Origin of the sequence: Bradyrhizobium sp. STM 3562 (assembly GCF_045571435.1) — a bacterium.
Taxonomy (GTDB): domain Bacteria; phylum Pseudomonadota; class Alphaproteobacteria; order Rhizobiales; family Xanthobacteraceae; genus Bradyrhizobium.
The window spans coordinates 6,727,289-6,747,117 of record NZ_CP120694.1 but is presented as its reverse complement, the minus strand read 5'-3'; the positions used below and the strand labels follow the sequence as shown (position 1 = coordinate 6,747,117).

General features: G+C 63.8%; 20 protein-coding genes, 1 tRNA gene and 1 pseudogene. 15 read left to right on the top strand and 7 right to left on the bottom strand.

Annotated elements, in window-relative coordinates:
* Positions 1–9: 9 nt before the first annotated feature.
* Positions 10–174: pseudogene (locus P6U23_RS31135) on the bottom strand (LysR substrate-binding domain-containing protein); the annotation flags it as partial.
* 51 nt (positions 175–225) lie between these two features.
* Here P6U23_RS31135 and P6U23_RS31130 point away from each other — a divergent pair.
* From P6U23_RS31130 to P6U23_RS31120, 3 genes are all read left to right on the top strand, one after another.
* Positions 226–429, top strand: a complete 204-nt coding sequence (locus tag P6U23_RS31130) for a hypothetical protein (protein WP_407176197.1) — start codon at positions 226–228, stop codon at positions 427–429.
* A gap of 231 nt (positions 430–660) precedes the next feature.
* Positions 661–1,962 carry an HlyD family secretion protein gene (locus P6U23_RS31125; RefSeq protein ID WP_407176196.1) on the top strand — a complete coding sequence of 434 codons (1,302 nt, stop codon included), beginning with the start codon at positions 661–663 and terminating at the stop codon, positions 1,960–1,962.
* On the top strand, positions 1,959–3,563 hold the full coding sequence (locus P6U23_RS31120; RefSeq protein ID WP_407176195.1) for a DHA2 family efflux MFS transporter permease subunit: 1,605 nt from the start codon (positions 1,959–1,961) through the stop codon (positions 3,561–3,563). Before P6U23_RS31125 ends, P6U23_RS31120 begins: the two co-directional genes overlap by 4 nt.
* A 124-nt stretch (positions 3,564–3,687) precedes the next feature.
* On the opposite strand, the gene P6U23_RS31115 is transcribed toward P6U23_RS31120, so the two are convergent.
* Positions 3,688–3,918, bottom strand: a complete 231-nt coding sequence (locus tag P6U23_RS31115; RefSeq protein WP_407176194.1) for a hypothetical protein — start codon at positions 3,916–3,918, stop codon at positions 3,688–3,690.
* An 88-nt stretch (positions 3,919–4,006) separates the two neighbouring features.
* Here P6U23_RS31115 and P6U23_RS31110 point away from each other — a divergent pair, with 88 nt between their 5' ends.
* Positions 4,007–4,801, top strand: coding sequence for a transglutaminase-like cysteine peptidase (locus P6U23_RS31110; RefSeq protein WP_407176193.1), 795 nt, complete (start codon positions 4,007–4,009; stop codon positions 4,799–4,801).
* A gap of 130 nt (positions 4,802–4,931) precedes the next feature.
* Here P6U23_RS31110 and P6U23_RS31105 read toward each other — a convergent pair whose 3' ends face one another.
* Entirely contained in the window at positions 4,932–5,549 is a 618-nt protein-coding gene (locus P6U23_RS31105) for a TetR/AcrR family transcriptional regulator (protein ID WP_407176192.1), read from the bottom strand.
* Between the two features lie 256 nt (positions 5,550–5,805).
* Between P6U23_RS31105 and P6U23_RS31100 the strand changes: the two genes are divergently transcribed.
* Entirely contained in the window at positions 5,806–6,006 is a 201-nt protein-coding gene (locus tag P6U23_RS31100) for a DUF2905 domain-containing protein (protein ID WP_407176191.1), read from the top strand.
* A 12-nt stretch (positions 6,007–6,018) separates the two neighbouring features.
* Here the strand turns inward: P6U23_RS31100 and P6U23_RS31095 are convergent, their stop codons facing one another.
* Entirely contained in the window at positions 6,019–6,651 is a 633-nt protein-coding gene (locus P6U23_RS31095; RefSeq protein ID WP_407176190.1) for a PepSY domain-containing protein, read from the bottom strand.
* Positions 6,652–7,034: 383 nt separating this feature from the next.
* Here P6U23_RS31095 and P6U23_RS31090 point away from each other — a divergent pair, with 383 nt between their 5' ends.
* A complete protein-coding gene (locus tag P6U23_RS31090; RefSeq protein WP_407176189.1) occupies positions 7,035–7,607 on the top strand; it encodes a TetR/AcrR family transcriptional regulator in 573 nt (190 codons plus the stop codon).
* A gap of 202 nt (positions 7,608–7,809) precedes the next feature.
* Here P6U23_RS31090 and P6U23_RS31085 read toward each other — a convergent pair whose 3' ends face one another.
* Positions 7,810–8,676: an alpha/beta fold hydrolase gene (locus P6U23_RS31085; RefSeq protein ID WP_407176188.1), complete on the bottom strand. Its 867-nt coding sequence runs from the start codon at positions 8,674–8,676 to the stop codon at positions 7,810–7,812.
* Between the two features lie 150 nt (positions 8,677–8,826).
* Here P6U23_RS31085 and P6U23_RS31080 point away from each other — a divergent pair, with 150 nt between their 5' ends.
* Positions 8,827–9,450: a CGNR zinc finger domain-containing protein gene (locus P6U23_RS31080; RefSeq protein WP_407176187.1), complete on the top strand. Its 624-nt coding sequence runs from the start codon at positions 8,827–8,829 to the stop codon at positions 9,448–9,450.
* A gap of 88 nt (positions 9,451–9,538) precedes the next feature.
* Here P6U23_RS31080 and P6U23_RS31075 read toward each other — a convergent pair whose 3' ends face one another.
* Positions 9,539–10,423 (bottom strand): SDR family oxidoreductase, encoded by an 885-nt coding sequence (locus tag P6U23_RS31075; protein WP_407176186.1) that lies wholly within the window; start codon positions 10,421–10,423, stop codon positions 9,539–9,541.
* Between the two features lie 96 nt (positions 10,424–10,519).
* On the opposite strand from P6U23_RS31075, the gene P6U23_RS31070 reads away from it, so the two are divergent.
* The gene (locus tag P6U23_RS31070) at positions 10,520–11,380 is read left to right on the top strand and encodes a helix-turn-helix transcriptional regulator (RefSeq protein WP_407176185.1); all 861 of its coding nucleotides are present in this window, start codon (positions 10,520–10,522) and stop codon (positions 11,378–11,380) included.
* A 956-nt stretch (positions 11,381–12,336) separates the two neighbouring features.
* On the opposite strand, the gene P6U23_RS31065 is transcribed toward P6U23_RS31070, so the two are convergent.
* The gene (locus tag P6U23_RS31065; RefSeq protein WP_407176184.1) at positions 12,337–14,118 is read right to left on the bottom strand and encodes an acyl-CoA dehydrogenase; all 1,782 of its coding nucleotides are present in this window, start codon (positions 14,116–14,118) and stop codon (positions 12,337–12,339) included.
* A 257-nt stretch (positions 14,119–14,375) separates the two neighbouring features.
* Between P6U23_RS31065 and P6U23_RS31060 the strand changes: the two genes are divergently transcribed.
* From P6U23_RS31060 to dctA, 7 genes are all read left to right on the top strand, one after another.
* Positions 14,376–14,450: transfer RNA gene (locus tag P6U23_RS31060), tRNA-Gln, on the top strand.
* Between the two features lie 43 nt (positions 14,451–14,493).
* Positions 14,494–14,631: a hypothetical protein gene (locus P6U23_RS31055; RefSeq protein WP_407176183.1), complete on the top strand. Its 138-nt coding sequence runs from the start codon at positions 14,494–14,496 to the stop codon at positions 14,629–14,631.
* Positions 14,624–15,481, top strand: coding sequence for a 3-hydroxybutyryl-CoA dehydrogenase (locus P6U23_RS31050; protein ID WP_407176182.1), 858 nt, complete (start codon positions 14,624–14,626; stop codon positions 15,479–15,481). The genes P6U23_RS31055 and P6U23_RS31050 overlap by 8 nt, the downstream gene beginning before the upstream one ends.
* A 141-nt stretch (positions 15,482–15,622) precedes the next feature.
* The gene (locus tag P6U23_RS31045) at positions 15,623–16,588 is read left to right on the top strand and encodes a catechol 2,3-dioxygenase (RefSeq protein ID WP_407176181.1); all 966 of its coding nucleotides are present in this window, start codon (positions 15,623–15,625) and stop codon (positions 16,586–16,588) included.
* A 122-nt stretch (positions 16,589–16,710) separates the two neighbouring features.
* Positions 16,711–17,424 carry a TetR/AcrR family transcriptional regulator gene (locus P6U23_RS31040; RefSeq protein ID WP_407176180.1) on the top strand — a complete coding sequence of 238 codons (714 nt, stop codon included), beginning with the start codon at positions 16,711–16,713 and terminating at the stop codon, positions 17,422–17,424.
* Positions 17,425–17,611: 187 nt separating this feature from the next.
* A complete protein-coding gene (locus P6U23_RS31035; protein WP_407176179.1) occupies positions 17,612–18,493 on the top strand; it encodes an amidohydrolase family protein in 882 nt (293 codons plus the stop codon).
* Positions 18,494–18,527: 34 nt separating this feature from the next.
* Positions 18,528–19,826, top strand: a complete 1,299-nt coding sequence (dctA, locus tag P6U23_RS31030; RefSeq protein WP_407176178.1) for a C4-dicarboxylate transporter DctA — start codon at positions 18,528–18,530, stop codon at positions 19,824–19,826.
* The last annotated feature ends 3 nt before the right edge of the window (positions 19,827–19,829 follow it).

Genomic DNA, 19,829 nt, shown 5'->3' with positions numbered 1-19,829 from the left:
ACATGCCGCTTATCCCCGATAGCGCAATGCATCGACCAGCACAGCAAGCGCCGGTGCGATCTGACGGCGGCTCGGATAATAGAGGTGGTAGCCCGGAAAGGGAGCGCACCAGTCGTCCAGCACCTGGACCAGCCGCCCCTCAGAAAGCTGCCGCTCCACCTCGTCCTCCGGCAGACGGCGGCACAGATCGCGCTTGCATGGCTGCTCGCGCAAAGGCCGTGGATCGTGCCGATCCCCGGCACCACCAAGCTGCATCGTCTCCAGGAGAATCTTAAGGCCGCCGACCTCACGCTGACCGAGGCGGATCTTGCCGACATCGCGCGCGCCGTTGCCAAGGTCGACGTGCAGGGCGCCCGTTATCCGGAGCACCTGCAGGCGCTGGTCGGCCGCTACGCCGGGCGGTCTGCCAGTCCGAGCACCGGGCGATGAGGGAAGCGATCCTTCCCTCGTCGTCCCCTCTATTCACGCAAACTGCAAAAACTCGTGAACGACGCCACAGTTCGCGCGCACCGGGCCGAACGGCGCCGAATTTCGCGCGCCAGGCGCAATTCGTGACCGCGAGTTTAGAAATCTGCCAAACGACGCCTATTGCATCGCAGCCAGCCGCGCTTATGTTCATAAAACGAAACGGTTCTGTTCTGTTCTTTTTGGAGTGCGGCCATGGCCGAACCAGCAGTCACCGACGAGGCTCCGTCCCCTCAAGCCGCGGAAGTTCCCTCACCGGCGCGCGAGCGCGCGCTGGAGCAATGGCGCGGCAGTGAGCATCCGGCGCAAGCCCGAAAGGGGTTCTGGCGCGGCCAGAAGTCGGTTCCGCAGGAAGCTCCGTCCGAGCTGCGTGTGGTCGAACGGCCGCAGGAAGCTCCGCCGCCCGAGCAACGGGAGGAGGAGCGGCCGCGCAAGGGCCTGTTGCGGCGGCGTCCGTTCATTTCCATGCTTGGCGTGCTGGCGCTGCTCGCGGCCGGCGCGCTCGGCTATCTCTATTACGACTATGCGGCGCATTTCGAGAGCACCGACGACGCCTTCATCGCCGCGCGGCAATTCGCCATCGCGCCGAAAGTCTCCGGCTATATCGCCGACGTTCCCGTCACCGATAACGAGCACGTCGCGGCCGGGCAGGTGATCGCGCGCATCGACGATCGCGATTATCGCACCGCGCTGGCGCAAGCGCAGGCGCAGGTCAACGCGGCGCAGGCCAGCATCAAGAATATCGAGGCCCAGATCGACGTCCAGCAGGCGCAGATCAACGCCGGGGAGGCCCAGGTCGAGCAGGCGCAGGCCGGGCTCGTCTTCGCCCAGCAGCAGGCGCAGCGTTACCAGGATCTGGCGCGCACCGGTTCGGGCACGGTCCAGAACGAGCAGCAATACAATTCGCAGCTTCGCCAGTCGCAGGCGGCGCTGGCCAGTGCCCAGGCCAATCTGAAGGTTGCGCAGCGGCAGCTCGAGTCGCTCAAGGCACAGCAGGAGAGCGCCGCGGCGAATCTCGCCCAAGCCGAAGCCCAGCGCGACCAGGCCCAGCTCAATCTGTCCTACACGACCGTCACGGCCGCGCAGTCCGGGCGCGTCGTCAATCTCGGCGCCGCAAAGGGCCAGTTCGCCGCGCAGGGCACGGCGCTGACCCAGTTCGTACCCGATGATGTCTGGGTGACCGCGAATTTCAAGGAGACCCAGCTCGACCGCATGCGGTCCGGCGAGCCGGTGACGCTCAGGATCGACGCCTATCCGGAACGCGAAATCCGCGGCCATATCGCGAGCGTCCAGCCGGGCTCCGGTCCCGCCTTCTCGCTGCTGCCGCCGGAGAACGCGACCGGCAACTATGTGAAGATCGTGCAGCGCGTACCGGTCAAGATCGTCATGGATAATCCGCCGACCGATGTCGCGCTCGGCCCGGGCATGTCCGTGGTGCCGACCGTGCGGATCAATTCCGCACCCTCCCTCTATGAGCGCTTGAGGGCGTGGCTATGAGCGCCGCCGTGGCAAAAGGCGGCGCTCCCGCCGCACCGCTCGCCGGGACCAATCCCTGGCTGATCGCCATCCTGGTCGCGGTTGCGACCTTCATGGAAGTGCTCGACACCACCATCGCCAACGTGGCGCTGCCCTATATTGCCGGCGGCATGGGCGTGAGCGAGGACGAAGCCTCCTGGGTGGTGACGACCTATCTGGTTTCCAACGCCATCATCCTGACTGCCTCGAGCTTTCTCGCCAAGCGGTTCGGCCGCAAGGCGTTCTTTTTGATGTGCCTTGCGCTGTTCACGGTCAGCTCCGTGCTCTGCGGCTTTGCCTGGAATCTGCAGTCGCTGCTGTTGTTCCGTATCCTGCAGGGGCTCGGCGGCGGCGGCATGGTGCCGGTCTCGCAATCGATCCTGGCCGATTCTTTTCCGCCGGCCAAACGCGGCCAGGCCTTCGCGCTGTTCGGCGTCGCCGTCGTGGTCGCGCCGGTCGTGGGCCCAACGCTCGGCGGCTGGCTCTCCGACAATTTCTCCTGGCACTGGTGTTTCCTGATCAACGGCCCGGTCGGCGTGGCAGCGATCGCGGTGATTGCGCTGATCCTGCAGGAGCCGGCATCGGCGGCCACCGAGCGGCGGCGCCTGCTTGCGCAAGGCCACAGTTTCGATCTCGTCGGCTTCGTGCTGGTTGCGACCTTCCTCGGCTCGCTCGAACTCATGCTCGACCGCGGGCTGGAGGATGACTGGTTTTCCTCGCGCTTCATCGTCACCGTCGCGGCCGTCTGCGCGGCCGCGTTCGTCGCGATGATCCCCTGGGAGATGAGCCGTAGAAATCCGATGATCGACGTGCGCATGGTCGCCTCGCGCCAGTTCGGCGCGAGCTTCCTGGTGATGCTGGCGACCGGCGCGATCCTGCTCGCCACCACCCAATTCCTGCCGCAGATGGTGCAGCAGAACTTCGGTTACACCGCGACCTGGGCCGGCCTCGTGCTGTCGCCGGGCGGCCTCATCACCATGCTGATGATGTTCGTGGTCGGGCGCCTCTCCGGCAGGGTGCAGCCGAAATACATGATCATCGCCGGTGCGATCGTGGTGGCGGGCGCCATGTACGACCTGACGCGCGTCTATGCCGATGTCGGCTTCTGGTTCTTCGCGATGTCGCGCATGCTGCTCGGCGTCGGATTGCCGCTGATCTTCCTCTCGATCACGACCGCGTCCTATGACGGCATTCCGCCCGACAAGACCGACCAGGCTTCGGCCCTGATCAACGCGGCGCGCAACACCGGCGGCTCGATCGGCGTGTCGCTGGCGGCGAACGTGCTGGCGCATCGGGAGCAGTTTCACCAGAGCCGGCTGATCGAGCACGCGATCCCCTCCAGCACGCAGTACCAGGACACGCTGCAGCAGGTGACGAACTGTTTTACCGCGCACGGCGCTTCGCTCGCGCAGGCGCAGCAGCAGGCGGTCGCCTGGATCGGCCAAGCGGCGCAGAGCCAGGCGGCGCTGCTCGCCTATATCGACGTCTACTGGGCCTTGATGCTGATCTCGCTCGCCGCGATTCCGCTCGCGCTAACGCTGCGCAGCGTGAAACTTGGCGGCGGTCCCACCATGGCGCATTAAGATCGGCTCATGCCGCGCCGTGGAGCCATGCGCCTGCGACGCTGCAGGTCTGAGCGGCGTGAGCGCTGGCAAATCCGCCTTCGTGACTATCTGGCGACTAATGCCTGCCGCGCGCGGCCGTGGCTCAAGGGTCGGGCGTGGCGATCCGCGGCAGGTTGGTATCGAACATCAGCTTCTCCGGCCATTTCTGCTCGGAATGAATGCGGATGTTCAGATCGTCGGCCTGCGGTGTCAGCGGAGAATATTCGATCGGCAGCGTCGAGGAGCCTGGTGCGTCCACGAAATACCAGTTCGCCGCGAACAGCAGCGCAAGCAGCGCGCCTCCGACGACAACGAAGTAGCGGGCGATCGGCATGGCAGCCTTCTTGACCAAGCGATGGTTGATAAAGCGGTGGGCGCACCAATTAAACGGCACGGTATCGTTTAGTTATGGCCGGCAAAACATGGCAAGTGCAAGGCAGGGCGGTGTGAAGCGGCATCTTGGCGCAGTGCGCCTGGCCGCTGCTGTGGGTCTTGTTTTGGCCGCGCTGGTCCTGTCTCGCACTTCGGCCGGCGCGGACGAAGTCGTCCGGGCCGCCGGTGATCGCGGAGCGGCCGCCGCGGCCGACAATGCAGCATCCGCCGTGCGCCTCGCCGCGCTTCAAGCCGGTCCACAAGTGAGGCCGCTGTTCGGCATGGATAGCGAACCGGTTGCGGCAGGCGAGGTCACGGCGAAATGGCGCACGATCGAAGACGATATCGCGCGCGAACAAGAGGTGCTGGCGCGCTGTCGCAGGCAGGCCTCTTGCCCGGCCGCCGCGCAAAGCTTGCTTGATATCGTCGCCGAAGGCTCAGGTCGCAGCGGGCTCGCCCGCGTCGGCCGCATCAACAGGGCGGTCGATCTCGCCATCGCGCCGGCCAGCGACCAGGCGCAATGGGGCGTTGAGGACCATTGGAGCTCGCCATTCGAGACGCTGCAGACCCGCCGCGGCGACTGCGAAGATTATGCGATCGTCAAATACCTCGCACTGCTGCAGGCGGGGCTTTCGCCGGCCGATGTGAAGATCGTCATCTTGAAAAATCTCGCGCCGGTTGAAGACCATGCCGCGGTCGCCGCGCGCGTCGAGGGAGCGTGGCTGATCCTGGACAACCGCAAGCTCGCGCTGGTGCGCGATACCGCCATCGTCGGCGCGGTCCCGAAATTTGTGCTCGATGAAAGCGGCGCCCGCCGCTTCCTTCCATCGACGCGGGCGGGGTAGGGGCTTTGCGCGTAGGCGCAAGCAATCCAGACTGCGTCCGCGGAGAAAGTCTGGATTTGCTTCGCTTGCGCTCGCAGTGACCCCGGAGGCTGGCGTGCTTACGCTCAATTCGCGCAACTCGGCGGCTACTCTAGTTCCTGGCGCAGGCGCCGAGGAAGAATTCGACGCGTTGGCGTACGTGATCGGGCAATTCTTTCCGCAGCACCTTGGCGTCTTCGCCCATCAGGCGGCGCATCAGCACGCCGAATAGCACGAGGTCGAGGAAGCTGCGCGCCGTATCCGCGATCCGCTCCGGGGCAAAGGCGCCCTTGGCTTCGATCCCTTCCTCGCGCGCGAGTTCAGCGAACACCTTGGCGAGGTTGGCGGCGGCGCGCTTGCGCGCCATCTCGTTGACGCCGCGGGTCAATTCCGGGAAGCGCTGTGCCTCGGCGATGGCCGAGCGCAACAGCCCGATCGTGTCGTCGTTGAGCATCCGCTCGGCCAGGGCCATGCCGAGGTTGATCAGCTTGGCCTGAAACGTCCGTCCATGCGGCGCCAGATTTTCGAATTGCGTGTTCCGCGCGACCTGGCGCGCCATCACCGCCGCGAACAGCGACTCCTTGCCCGGATACCTGGCATAGATGGTCGGCTTGCCCGCGCGCGCCGTCTGGGCGATTTCGTCGACGCTCGCGCCGTCGAAGCCGCGCTGCAGAAAAATCTTTTCGGCGGCGTCGAGGATGCGCTCCTCGACTTCGCCCGCACGCTCCAAAGGAGGTCGGCCGCCTCTGCTATGTGCCCGTTTGGAAGCAACCATCTGATCAGCCGCGCCCTGATTGAATCAGCCATGAGGCTCCCCGGGCCCGTTCTGGCACAGGGCGGGCGATTGTTCAATAAAACTGAACGATCGCGTTTCAGCGGTAACATTGGGCGCGGGGGAAGGACCCGCCGGTCTTGCCGCACCGCCGCGTCGGTCCCTACCTTGGAGTTGCCGCCCTAAGATGGCTCACGATCGGTCGAGATGCAGGATGTCGCGCGCGCTCATCATCTTCGGACTTGTCCTGGTCGCCGCCGGCTTGCTGTGGCCGCTCATCGGCAGGCTGGGGCTGGGCCGGCTGCCCGGCGACATCATCATCGAGCGTCCGGGATTTTCCCTCTATTTTCCGCTGATGACCTCGCTCATCATCAGCATCGTGCTGAGCCTCGTCCTGTGGCTGGTGAACCGGTAGGCTCGCATGAGACTAATTGCACCGCCGCACCGCGGCGCCCTGCCGCGTACTCCGTCCGCCGCGGCCCGCTCTGGGCGGATCGAGCGTGACCTGCTTGAGGTCATCGCCGCTCACGATGACGACGACGAAGCTCAATCGCCCGCTGTCCCTGAGCAGGGTTCCACCGATCGCTTTGCCCTTCGCGGCGCGTTCTGCAACGAGCACGGCGTCGAAGAGATCCTGGCGCACGCTTTTGAGCGCGTCGACATTGTGCTGATTTTCCGCATTCAGATCCTTGACGAACGAGACAGCCTCTTCGCCCGCAACGTCTCCGCTTTGGGCATCGATGGCGTTTTCCCAGATGCGATCGCTCGCCATCGTCTTCACCCTGTAGACCGGCGAAGCCGGGCTGCCGTCGAAGCCGATGTCCCAGGTTTTCGAGCCCGGGTGCAGTTTTTCGGCCCTGACCAGCGCCTGACAGAGCGAGATCTGTGCCGTGCGAAACAGCGCAAGCTCGCGGTCGATCGTCTGGTCGTCAACGTTGGCGCCGGTTCCGGCGTCGTTGCGCGCAATGGAGGGGGCGGTGTCTGAAAGCGCGGTCGCGGTCAAATGAGACGGCGACAGCACCAGCCACAACATCGCTGCGCTTACATAGATTTTCCACATTGGGGACCCACTGCCGGTCGCGTTCTCGGCTCACGCGCCGTCCTTGTTCACTCGTCTCTAAACACACAACTTGGCCATCGTGACGGCAATCAACGCCGGTTCCCCGCTGCGCGGCGGCTCGTGTCCGCTGGGCGCGCCCCAAACGAGCGGCCGAAAAGAGGCGTCTTGCGCCGAATCAAGGACGTGGGCCTCGATGGCATTTTCTCTTCGGCGGCCATTGCTCAGCTCACTCGTACGATGTATTAATCACCGAGTTAATTAATTCTCTGGGACGAAGTGTGTCAAGGCATTTGGCGCAACCGGCGGGCCGCACGGCTCGGACAGCGAGATTACCAAGGGCTAGCGACGTCACCCGGCGTCCGCCGGGACGGCCTACGGGAAAGTTGGACCGGCGCACGCTGCTGCTGGATGCGGCCCTCGTGCTGTTCGCCGAACAGGGCGTGCAGAACACGACGTTGCGGATGATCGCCGACCAGGTGGGCCTGACGCCCGCGATGGCGCATTATTACTTCAACAGCAGGGAGCAACTGATCGACGCTCTCGTCGAAGAGCGCCTGCTTCCGATTTGCACCAGTATCGAAGAGACGTTCGGCGCGGAAGGCGATGATCCCATGACGGTGATCTCGACCTTCGTCGCGCGTCTGCTCGAAGCCGCGGCGCAATACCCCTGGCTTGCTCCGCTCTGGTTGCGTGAAGGTCTGAGCGAAGGCGGGGCGCTGACCGAGCACGTCGAGAGGCGGCTCGCGGAAACCAAGCGAGAGAAGGCCTCGCGCTGCATCGAGCGGTGGAAGCAGCAGGGAAAGCTGGGCGAGACCATCGAGCCAGAACTGGTCTTCACCTCCATCATGGCCCTCGTCCTGCTGCCGCTCGCCGCGGGGGTAAAGGGGACCAATTCCGTCAGCCCCGACCGCCTGGCCCGGCATGCCATTGCGCTGTTGGGAGGAGGAATGTTTTGAACGACGCAGGGGCGGGCGCATTTGCTCCGGCTCTTGTTGTCAGACGTCGTTGCTTATCCGGTAAGCCGTCGTCTGGCTTGGAGCCGCCAGTTGCCCCGCTGGCGGCTCCATTTTTCGAGAGGCATCTACGGGATTGCTATGAGCCATCGCACGTCATCGCTGCGTCGCTGCGAGAAGCCGCTTTTCGCGGCCGGGCTGTGCTCTAAGCGCGCGTGTTGCGCCCAAGGAAATCGCGGATCCGTTCGGCGATCTCACCAGCATGCGTTTCGAGCGCGAAGTGGCCGGTGTCGAGGAAATGGACCTCGGCATCCGGAATGTCGTGCTTGAAGGCCTGCGCTCCTGGCGGGAGAAAGAAAGGATCGTTCTTTCCCCAGACGGCCAGGAACGGCGGGCGATGAGTCCGGAAATATTGCTGGAATGACGGATAGAGCGCGACGTTGCTCTTGTAGTCCCCGAACAGATCCAGTTGCACCTCGTCGGCGCCGGGACGCGCCAGATAGAAATTGTCGAGGTTTTGGCCGTCCGCCGACACCGCGTCTGCGTCGGCAACCCCATGCGTATACTGCCATCGGGTCGCCTCGGGAGAGAGGAACGCGCGGAGTGCCTCGCGATTTTTCGGCGAGGGGTCCTGCCAATAGGTGCGGATCGGATTCCAGCCGTCGCTGAGGCCCTGCTCATAGGCGTTTCCGTTCTGCGAAATGATCGCTGTAATGCGTTCCGGATGCCGAACGGCAATCCGGAAGCCGGTCGGTGCGCCATAGTCGAAGACATAGATCGCGAAGCGGTCGAACCCGATCACTTCGGTGAAGCGGTCGATGACGCCGGCGATATTGTCGAATGTGTAAGTGAACTTTCCCCGCGCCGGCATGTCCGACTGACCGAAGCCCGGAAGGTCGGGAGCCACGATATGGAATTTGTCCGCAAGCGGGGGAATGAGATCGCGGAACATGTGGCCCGCACTCGGGAAGCCGTGGAGAAGCAGCAGCTTCGGCGCATCGGATGAGCCGGCCTCGCGATAGAAGACTTTGAAGCCATCGACATCGGCAAACCGGTATTTCACAGCGGACATGGGCGTTGCTCCCGGCGGTGAAGTTGTAACCCGTAAAACGGCGTTTATCAGGTTATGCCACTTATCGTGCCGATGTAGTAACTTGTCAAGAGCCATTAGAGGGGTTACTTATCTGCCCGTTGGAACGACCCGGCTGCGGGAAGGCCCCAGATGCAATCTCATTCTCCCGCAATATTCATTGCCGACTCCCCCGGCCTGGATTTCCTCAATTCGATCGCGACGCCGACCGATACGCCGGTCGACTGGATCGCTGACGGCGATGGATTCCTCGACTGGCTCGCGCAAGCCGGGCTGGTACCGGCCGATGAACTCGACGCGCTGAAGGCGCGGGCGATGCCGGGCGAACTGGATCAGGTGGCCGATCAGGCGCGGGACTTACGCGAGTGGTTCAGAGGATTCGTCCGCAAGCACATGAGCCGTCCGTTGACGGCCAAGGCAGCGCGCGAACTGGAGCCGCTCAACAGGCTGCTCGAACGTGACGAGGCTTTCAGCCAGGTCGTCCCGCGTCGCGCGGATGGCGGCGATCGCTTGCACCTGCAACACATGCGGCGCTGGCGTTCGCCCGAGTCATTGCTGCTGCCGATCGGCGAGGCGCTGGCCAAATTCGTCTGTAAAGAAGACTTTTCCGACGTGAAGGCATGCGAGGGGCATAGCTGCACCCTCATGTTCGTCGATCGCACCCGCGGCCGCGGGCGACGATGGTGCAGCATGGCCATCTGCGGCAACCGCGCCAAACAGGCCGCTCACCGAAATCGTCTCAAGGAGAAGCGTTAAGGCCGACGCCGGCGTTTGCGCAGGATTGCTGCGCAAGACCTTTGTCTTTGTTCTGGAAAGACCGGGTCTCTTGCTCGCGCCGACCCATTTAGCTTTCAAAATAGCTCGGCTGGTCGATATCGGCGATGAGCCCCGGCTGCTTCGGCTCCCAATCCAGCAGTTTTCGCGTCCGCTCGCTCGATGTCGGCACGTCTGCGCTCACGAACGTTGCGAACCAGCCGAAATGCTCGGCCGCCTCTTCAGGAGACTTGGACACGACGGGCAGGTTCAATCGGCGGCCGATCACAGCGGCGATTTCCTTGAAGGGGACGCCCTGTTCGGCGATCGCATGATACGGGCCTGCCGCGGCGCCCCGCTCCAGCGCGAGGCGATAGACGCGGGCGGCATCGAGCCGATGCACGGCGGGCCAGCGGTTGAGCCCTTCACCCACATACGCAGAGACGCCCTTTGCGCGCGCAATGGTGATGAGGCGCGGCACAAAACCGTGATCGCCGATGCCGTGGACCGAGGGGGCAAGACGGATTGCCGCCGCGCGCACGCCACGGGCCGCGAGCGCGGAGGCCAGCCCTTCCGACACGCGGGGAAAGCCGGCCGCACGCACATCTTCCTCGGTCGCAATGCGGCCTGGCGCCAACAGCGCAACCCCGCCGGTGACGATCAGCGGCCGGTCGGAGCCTTCCAGCACGCTGCCGAGCGCCTCGATGGCGCGCCCTTCGATCGCGCAATTGTCCGAAAACTTCGAGAAGTCGTGGTTGAAGGCGGTGTGGATCACGGCGTCCACTGCGGCCGCGCCGGTCTTCAAGCTATCGACGTCTTCCAGCGAGCCGCGATGGACGTCCGCGCCTGTCGCCGCAATCGTTGCCGCGCCCGTCTCCGATCTGGCGAGACCCAGCACCTGATGTCCCGCACCGATCAATTCCTTGACGACGGCAGAGCCGACAAATCCCGTTGCACCGGTCACGAAGACGCGCATGAAGAATTCTCCACGTTGAGCGGAGGCTATTTCGGCGCATCGCCTATCCCGGTAAAGTAGTGAGCTTATACAGGTATAACGACTAACAGGATCAGCATGCCGACCGGCAATGACAACTTGCTTGGAGCCTATTTGAGAGATCGCCGCGCCAAACTCGATCCGGCGGCTCTCGGCTTTCCGTTGGCGCGCCGCCGAACGCCTGGCCTGCGGAGGGAAGAAGTGGCGCAACGCGCCAATGTCAGTGCGACCTGGTACACATGGCTTGAGCAGGGCCGGGGCGGTGCGCCATCGGCCGACGTGCTCGATCGCATTGCCCGCGCCCTGATGCTCACCGAGATCGAGCGCGAGCACCTGTTTCTGCTTGCATTGGGCCGGCCGCCCGAGATTCGTCGTTATCAGGCGACTGAGGGGATTTCGCCGCGGCTGCAACGTGTGCTCGACGCGCTGGAGCTCAGCCCGGCGCTTGTGAGAACCGCGACATGGGATGTCGTTGCCTGGAACCGCGCGGCCACGGCGGTGTTCACGGACTACAGCTCGCTCGCCGCCGACGAGCGCAACATCCTCCGTCTCTTCTTCCTGAATCCGCGGGTGCGCGCCGCGCAGCCTCATTGGGAAAGCGTCGCCCATTTTGTCGTGGCAGCGTTCAGGGCTGATACGGCGCGAGCAGGCGCCGGTGATAACGTCAAGGGCTTGGTCGATGAGCTCTGTCGCCTGAGCCCCGAATTCGAAGCGATGTGGCGTGCCAACGACGTCAACGCGCATGGCGAGGGCACGAAACATCTGCGGCATCCCGATGTCGGGATGCTCGGGCTGGAATATTCAGCCTTTGCCGTCGACGGCCGGCCGGATCTCGCCATGGTGGTCTACAATCCGGCAACGCCCGCGGACGCCGAGCGGATCAGGTCGCTCATCAACGCGCAGGAGAGAGCGGGCGAGCAGCGGCAGATGCGGGCATAAGCGCTCACCGATCGCGATCCGCTTGATGCGCCCGTCAATTGGTAGGATGGGTTGAGCCACCGGGTCGCGCGAACGCGCGCCCGATGACAGGCTCCGCGAAACGCATCACCTCACACGCTCCGATGGGTTTCACTGCGTTCAACCCATCCTACGAACTGCGCTCGTGCGTACTCTTTGCGCCCGAAGACGCGTGCGCATAAAAACTAATTTCGCGAGGCGTTTCAATGTGATTTGGGTGGTCCAGATCTGACGCCAAAAATAATTCGCTTTGTGATTGCCCCAAATCAGTCGCATCCTCCTCGGCGTCCCGCCTCGCTGAGGGGCGTACGCGTCGTCACGGACGTTGAGCGCGGGATGCGGTGGACGCGAAGGTGTCGCAAGACGAACGGTACCCCTCGCGGACGGCGAAGTCGTGTGGTCCTGGCGCCCCAAGGCTGGCGCTAAGTTTCGCGAAGATGCGTTGCCGCATCTCGCTGATGACGGTGACAACAAAGTCTGGCTCACCGAGGAGAGCGCGAAGTAAGCCGTAAACCACTGCGCAGGGAAGGCCGGAGTGAACCCGGCTGTACCTGTAGTTGCTCCCGTGTGCTTTTTTGCGCAATTTTGCGCACACGGGGCCGCGGGTGCGGCGGGCACCCGGCCTTCCCTGCGCCCTCTGATTTCGGAGAGGGGCGAGTCGATGCGAAACTCGGACGCAAGGCGTCGCGAGAACGCGAATTTACGTCGTAGGATGGGTAGAGCGAAGCGAAACCCATCAACCTATCAGTAGAGTGTGTGGCGTGATGTGTTTCGCGGAGCCTGTCATCCGGCGCGCGTTCGCGCGGCCCGATGGCTCCGCCCACCCTACGAACTCAGAGCCGTAACCGTGGCTTGGGATCGCTTCGCTTGCGTTCGCAATGACGGAGATGCGTTCCGCGCTATGGGTCCGGGAGTTCGCCGAGACGATGATAGAAGACTTACCCCAACAGCACCGCGTCCGCGCCGTTCACCATCTCTGCGCCGTCGGTCACGCTCTTCTCCAGCGACGGCGCCTGCACCGCGATGTTCTCCGCAAAGAAGCGGGCCAGCGCCACGTAGCGTTGCGGCTCGCCAAACTTCCCATTGCGTGCGGCGAGTGCTTCGGATGCCAGATAGCAGCCGCCGACCGTTGCCCCGAACAGCCGCAAATAGGGCGTCGCGCCGGCCAACGCATCGTTAGGGGCGCTGCCGACGCGCTCGAGCAGCCAGCGGCTCGTACGCGTCAGCGAAGCGAGCGCGTCGCGCAGTTTCTGGCCGGTGGCGCCGAAGGCGGGATCGTTCGAACCCTCAACCTGCTTGACGGTCTCTCCGAGCTCGTCGAGCAGAGCCCACACAGCGGCGCCGCCATTGGCGGCGAGCTTGCGCGTCACCAGGTCGATGGCCTGGATGCCGTTGGTGCCCTCGTAGATCGGGGTGATGCGCGCGTCGCGGTAATGCTGCGCGGCGCCGGTCTCCTCGATGAACCCCATGCCGCCGTGGATCTGCACGCCGAGATAGGCGACCTCGTTGCCGACATCGGTGGAGAAGGCTTTTGCGATCGGCGTGAGCAGCGCGCCGCGGGCGGCGGCCTCGCCGCGGACTTTCGCATCCTTGGCGCGCACCGCGACATCGAGCGCGACCGCCGTGGCATAGCAGATGGTGCGCGCGGCCGCAGTGAGGCAGCGCATCTGCATCAGCATGCGCTTGACGTCGGGATGCACGATGATCGGATCGGAGCCGCCATCGGCGGATTTGCCCACCGCGCGGCCCTGGCGCCGTTCCAGCGCGTAGCCAAGCGCCTGCTGATAGGCGCGGTCGGCGATGCCGACGCCTTCGAGGCCGACGCCGAGCCGGGCCTGATTCATCATCGTGAACATGCAATGCATGCCGCGATTTTCCTCGCCGATCAGGTAACCGATCGCGCCGCCGTGGTCGCCCATCGTCATGGTGCAGGTGGGCGAGGCGTGCATGCCGAGCTTGTGCTCGACGCCGCTTGGATAGATGTCGTTGCGCGCGCCCAGCGAGCCGTCGGCATTGACCAAAAATTTCGGCACCAGGAACAGCGAGATGCCCTTGGTGCCGGCGGGCGCATCGGGCAGGCGCGCGAGCACGAAATGCACGATGTTGTCGGTCATGTCGTGATCGCCATAGGTGATGAAGATCTTGCTGCCCTTCAGACGGTAGGTGCCGTCGGCAGCGCGGTCGGCGCGGGTGCGCAGCGCGCCGACGTCGGAGCCGGCCTGCGGCTCGGTGAGCTGCATGGTTCCGGTCCATTCGCCCGAGACCAGCTTGCCGAGGTAGATCTCCTTCAGCTCGTCGCTGCCGTGCGCATCCAGCGCCTCGATCGCCGAGAGCGTGAGCAGCGGACAGAGGCCGAAGGCGACGTTGGATGCGCTCCAGATTTCGGTGCATGCGGCGTTGATCGCGAGCGGCAGACCCTGACCGCCGAAAGATTCCGGGCCCGAGACTGCGTTCCAGCCACCTTCCGTCCAGCGCTTATAGGCGTCGGGCCAGCCGGGAGCGGTGGTGACCTTGCCGTCCTGAAGCTTGATGCCGTTCTGGTCGCCGACGCGGTTGAGCGGCGCCAGCACGTCGGAGGCGAACTTGCCGGCTTCCTCCAGCACCGCGGCGGTCAGGTCGGCGTCGAAATCGCCGTAATGGCCAGCCTCCACGGCGGCCTTCAGCCCCGCGCCATGGTTGAGCGCAAGCAGCATGTCCTTGATCGGCGCCTGGTAGGTCATGAGCGTCATCCCGCTGGTTTCGGCCTCGAATTGGCTGCCGTCTTCCCACGAAACCGCAAGCCCCTCAACTCTCTTCTCAAAGCGCCGGCAGCGGGGTCGGGAGACGAAAAGCCGCGTTCGCACCTTAGGTCAGGGGATGAGAATTTGCCGCGAATAATGCCGTCTACCCTGTTGAAATGGCTCGCTTGTCTCTATAGACCGACGGTGCCGGCGCGAAACGGTTTGGACCCTTGTCCGGCCTTTCCGTCACGTTGTTTTGGGGCGTCGCCAAGTGGTAAGGCAGTGGATTTTGATTCCACCATGCGGAGGTTCGAATCCTCCCGCCCCAGCCAAAAAGTCCGGTCAGGACAACGGACTAGCGCGTGGGAAGGCAGCGTGTTCCTGCCCGATTTGCATATCGGCGGCCAAAACCTCCTGATAAGCAGGTGCATCGGCAGCCCTCGTAAGGGCGGCGAACGGTTTGCGCCCGGCCACGAGGCGCTCGGCAAATGGAAGGAGACGAACGATGATTGAAACGGTTGGCATTATCGGGGCGGGCACGATGGGCAATGGCATCGCCCAGGTCTGTGCCGCGGCCGGGCTGAAAATCACCATGGTCGACATCTCCGACGCGGCAGTGGCGCGTGGGCTCACAACGGTGGGCAATAGCCTGGACCGCCTGGTCAAGAAGGAGAAGATGACCGTCGCCGACCGTGAGGCGACATTGTCGCGCATCACCGGTACGACCGATAAGAGCAAGCTGGCCGGTTGTGATCTCGTCATCGAGGCGGCGACCGAGAACGAGGAGCTGAAGGTCAAGATCCTCAAGGACCTGTGCCCGACGCTGAAGCCGGAGGCGCTGATCGCGACCAATACCTCGTCGATCTCGATCACCAAGCTCGCGACTGCCACGGACCGTCCCGATCGATTCATCGGCATGCATTTCTTCAACCCGGTGCCGATGATGGCGCTGCTGGAACTGATCCGCGGCTTGCAGACCTCCGACGACACGCATGCGAAAGCCGTGGCGTTCGCAAAGCGCGTCGGCAAAGTGCCGATCACCGCCAAGAACAGCCCGGGCTTCGCCGTCAATCGCATTCTGTGTCCGATGATCAACGAAGCGATCTTCGCGCTTCAGGAGGGGCTCGCCACCGCCGCCGATATCGACGAGGGCATGAAGCTGGGCTGCAATCACCCGATCGGACCGCTGGCCTTGGCCGATCTGATTGGCCTCGACACCATGCTGTCGGTGATGGAGGTCTTCTACAAGGGCTTTAATGATCCGAAATATCGTCCGGCCCCCTTGCTCAAGGAGATGGTGGACGCCGGCCGGCTTGGCCGCAAGACCGGGAAAGGGTTCTACGACTACGGCGCGTCTTCTTAAGACGCGAATTGGTGCGTCACCGGCTGTCGTCAGAGCCAGGGCAATCCGTTTGCGATCGACGATGATGGTCGGGTGATGAGTTTTGGTCACATGGCCGGCAAGCACCTGGCGCGGATGGAATGAGGCAGGGAGGTCAACACGATGCAAGACGAACCGATCATGGACGTGGCCCATCTCGGCCATGTCGAGATTTTCTCGCCGGTACCGGACAAAAGCCTGTCGTTCTTTGTCGATGTCCTCGGCATGACCGTCAGTGGCAGCAAGGGCGATTCCGTCTACCTGCGCGGCTGGGACGACTATGAGCGGTACTCGCTGAAGCTGACGGGATCGAAGACATCGGGCCTCGGGCACGCGGCATTTCGGGCGCGCAGCCCGCAAGCGCTCGAGCGCCGTGTCGCTGCGCTCAAGGGATCAGGTTTTGACATCGGCTGGAGCGATGGCGACATCGGGCATGGGCCAGCGTTTCAATTCCGCGACCCCGATGGCCATTTGCTCGAGCTCTATTATGAGACCGAATGGTTCAAGCCCGCGCCGGAACAGACGCCGGCGCTGAAGAACCAAGCCCAGCGGTTTCCCGCGCGCGGCGTCAATGTGCGACGGCTCGATCATTTCAACGGCCTTGCCGCCGACGTGTCGGCGAACCGGCGTTTCTTCGAACAATATCTGGGCGCGCGCTTGACAGAGCAGATCGTGCTCGATGACGGCACGGAGGCCGGGATGTGGCTGACCTTCACCAACAAGAGCTATGACTTCGCCTATACGCGCGATCATACCGGCACCAAAGGCCGCTTCCATCATGTGACCTTCGCGCTCGACAGCCGCGAGGAGATCCTGCGTGCCGCCGATATTTTCCTGGAGAACGGCATCTACATCGAAACCGGCCCGCACAAGCACGCGGTTCAGCAGACCTTCTTTCTTTATGTCTATGAGCCGGGCGGCAATCGCGTCGAGGTCGCGAATGCCGGCGCCCGCCTCGTGCTGGCGCCGGACTGGAAGCCGATCGTCTGGACCGAGACCGAACGCAAGAAGGGACAGGCCTGGGGCCTGAAGACCATCGAGTCCTTCCACACCCACGGCACGCCGCCGCTCGAGGTGAAGCATTCGTGAACTTGCAAGCGAGCGCGGGGTCGCCCGAACGGGAGGATCGATTGGGCGCCTTTCGGCTACAGTACTGACGCCCATGTTTCTTGTTGACCGGGCCTAATCTTTTGTACATTAGTACAAATAGCATGGTCCCTAAGTCTCCAGCCAAGACCGCCGCGGCGCGCAAGCCCAACATGCGCGAGGCGATCTTGTGCGCGGCGGAAGAGCTGTTCTCGACCAATGGCTTCAATGCCGTGTCGGTCCGCGATATTGCGCAAGCCGCAGGCGCCAATCCCGGCAGCGTCACCTATCATTTCAAGACCAAGGACGGTCTGCTGCTGGAAATCTACCGGCGGCACTGCGGTCCGATGAACCTCCGCCGCTCGGAACTGCTCGCGGCGGCCAGGCGCGTGCGTGACCTGGAGGATCGGCTCGAGGCGATCGTGCGCGCCTATGTGCTGCCGGCATTTTCGTCCGGCAGCGACGTGGCCGGCGGCGGCGCACGCTTCACGCGCTTGCGTGCGGTGATGTCGGCTGAGGGCAACGAAGTCGCGCGGCGGATTATCGCCCAGACTTTCGATGATACCAGCCACGCGTTCATCGACGCGATCCACGAAACCCTGCCGCACATCCCGCGCACCGAAATCGTCTGGCGCTGCCACTTCCTGCTTGGCGCGCTTTACTATTCGCTGGTCACGCCCGAACGCGTCTCGCGCCTCTCGCGGGGCGAGGCGGATGGGGCCGACGCGGGCAACGCGATCGAGCAGCTTGTCCGTGCAACCGTCGCCTCGTTGCAGGCGCCTGCGCTGGACGAGCCGGTGCGGCCGCGCCGGCGGGCCGCGGCACACACAAAAGCATAAGACGGCACCGACCGCCGCGCGCTGAGCGATCGCGGTCCGGCGTTGTCCCGAAACGTTCAGGGAGGAGGAAATGAATGGGCCCAACCACGGCGAGATCGTCGAGCTGAATTCCACTCTATGCGCCTGATCCGGCGATCCAGCATAAGCTTCTCGTCCAAAATCCAGCCCTGTTCAGGCTTACCCAGCGATGACGTTCACGCCGACCATTCCGGGTCCTGATGGCAACACCAAGATCCCGAAATTCAAGCTGCCGCCGCTCGCCTGCGATGCGCATTGCCATATCTTCGGGCCGGGCTCGAGATACCCTTACGCACCGGACCGGCCCTATACGCCGCCGGATGCGCCGCTGGAAGACTTCAGGGCGCTGCATGCCAAGCTCGGCGTCGGGCGCGCCGTCATCGTCAATGCCAGCGTCCATGGCACGGACAATCGCGTCGCGCTGGATGCGATCGCCGTGAGCAACGGCGCATATCGCGCCGTCGCGAACATCGATGACAAGATCAGCGAGCGGGAGCTGCACGCTTTGCATGAAGGCGGCTTTCGGGGCTGCCGCTTCAATTTCGTTCGCCACCTCGGCGGTGTCCCGGACAAGCGGGTGTTCGAACGCGTGGTCGAGATGATCGCGCCGCTTGGCTGGCACGTCGATCTGCATTTCGATGCCATCGACATCCCTGAATATGCCGGCATGCTGGCGCAACTGCCGGTGCGCTATACCATCGATCACATGGGCCGGGTGAAAGCGGCCGATGGCCTCGACCAGCTTCCGTTCCGCACGCTCATCGAGCTGCTGCAGCGCGATGAGAAATGTTGGGTCAAAGTTTGCGGCTGCGAGCGGGTCTCTTCGGCAGGGCCGCCTTTCAAGGATGCGGTGCCGTTCGCGCGCAAGATCGTCGAGACCGCACCCGATCGCGTGATCTGGGGCACGGATTGGCCGCATCCCAATGTGAAGGTGATGCCGAACGACGGCGATCTGGTCGATCTGGTGCCGCTGTTCGCGCCGGAGGCGGAACTGCAGCAGAAGATATTGGTGAGCAACCCGGCTCGATTGTTCGAGTTTGGCAGCTCGTGAGAAGGGGCGCGCCGCACCAAGGCCCAGGCTGAAGATGACGACGCTGACCATCGAGAAGCCGCGCATGAGAGCGTGGTGGAAGGAGCTCTGGGTCCAGGTGCTGATTGCCATGGCGCTCGGCATCGCGCTTGGCGTTTTTCAGCCCGAGCTTGCCACCGGCATGCAGCCGCTGGGCGACGCCTTCATCAAGGCGATCCGCATGCTGATCGCGCCGATCCTCTTCTGCACCGTCGTGCACGGCATCGCTCATATGGCTGACGTCGCGCGGGTAGGGCGCGTCGCGCTGAAGGCGATCGCCTACTTCGAGATCATGACGACGATCGCACTCATCATCGGCTTGATCGCAGTCAATCTCTTGAAACCGGGCGCCGGGATGAACATCGATCCGGCCGCCATCAACACCAGCGCTATCGAGCCCTATATCAAGCAGACAGCCGCCGTAGGCTTCCTGCCGTTTCTGCTGAACATCATTCCCGGCACATTCGTCGGCGCCTTTGCCGAAGGCAACATCCTGCAGGTGCTGTTCATTTCTGTCATTTGCGGTTTCGCGCTGGTGCAATTGGGCGAACGAGGAAAGCCGCTCGTCGATCTCATCGATATCGCCGCGAAAATGATCTTTGCTGTGGTCGGCATCATCATGTGGGCGGCGCCGATCGGGGCTTTCGGCGCGATCGCATTCACTGTCGGCAAGTTCGGCGTCGGGTCGCTGGCTTCGCTCGGCAAGCTGCTGGCGGGCTTCTATCTCACCTGCGTTGTTTTCATCATTGTTGCGCTTGGCGCGGTCGCGCGGATTTGTGGCTTCAGTCTGGTGAAACTGATCCGCTACATCTGGGGTGAACTCTTGATCTGTATCGCGACGACGTCCTCCGAGACGGTGCTGCCGCGGATAATTTCAAAGCTTGAGGTCCTTGGATGCGAGCGGAGCGTGGTCGGGCTCGTGATCCCCACCGGCTATTCCTTCAATCTCGACGGCACCTGTCTCTATCTGGCTGCGACCAGCGTGTTCCTGGCCCAGGCGACCAACACGCCGCTGGATCTGGAGCAGCAGGTCGCACTTCTCCTGATCTTGCTGGTGACCTCCAAGGGGGCCGCCGGCGTCGCAGGTGCGGCCTTCGTTGTGCTGGCGGCAACGCTTGCGGCGACGGGCAGCATTCCCGTAGCGAGCGTGGCGCTGGTGCTGGGTATCCACCGCCTGATGTCGCAGGCGCTGACCCCGACAAATCTCGTTGGCAATGCGGTTGCGACCATCGCCATCGCCAAATGGGAGCGGGCTCTCGATGAAGGTCGGCTCAAGCGGGTGCTCGACGGCGAAACGGCGGCTGCAATGACGTGACGG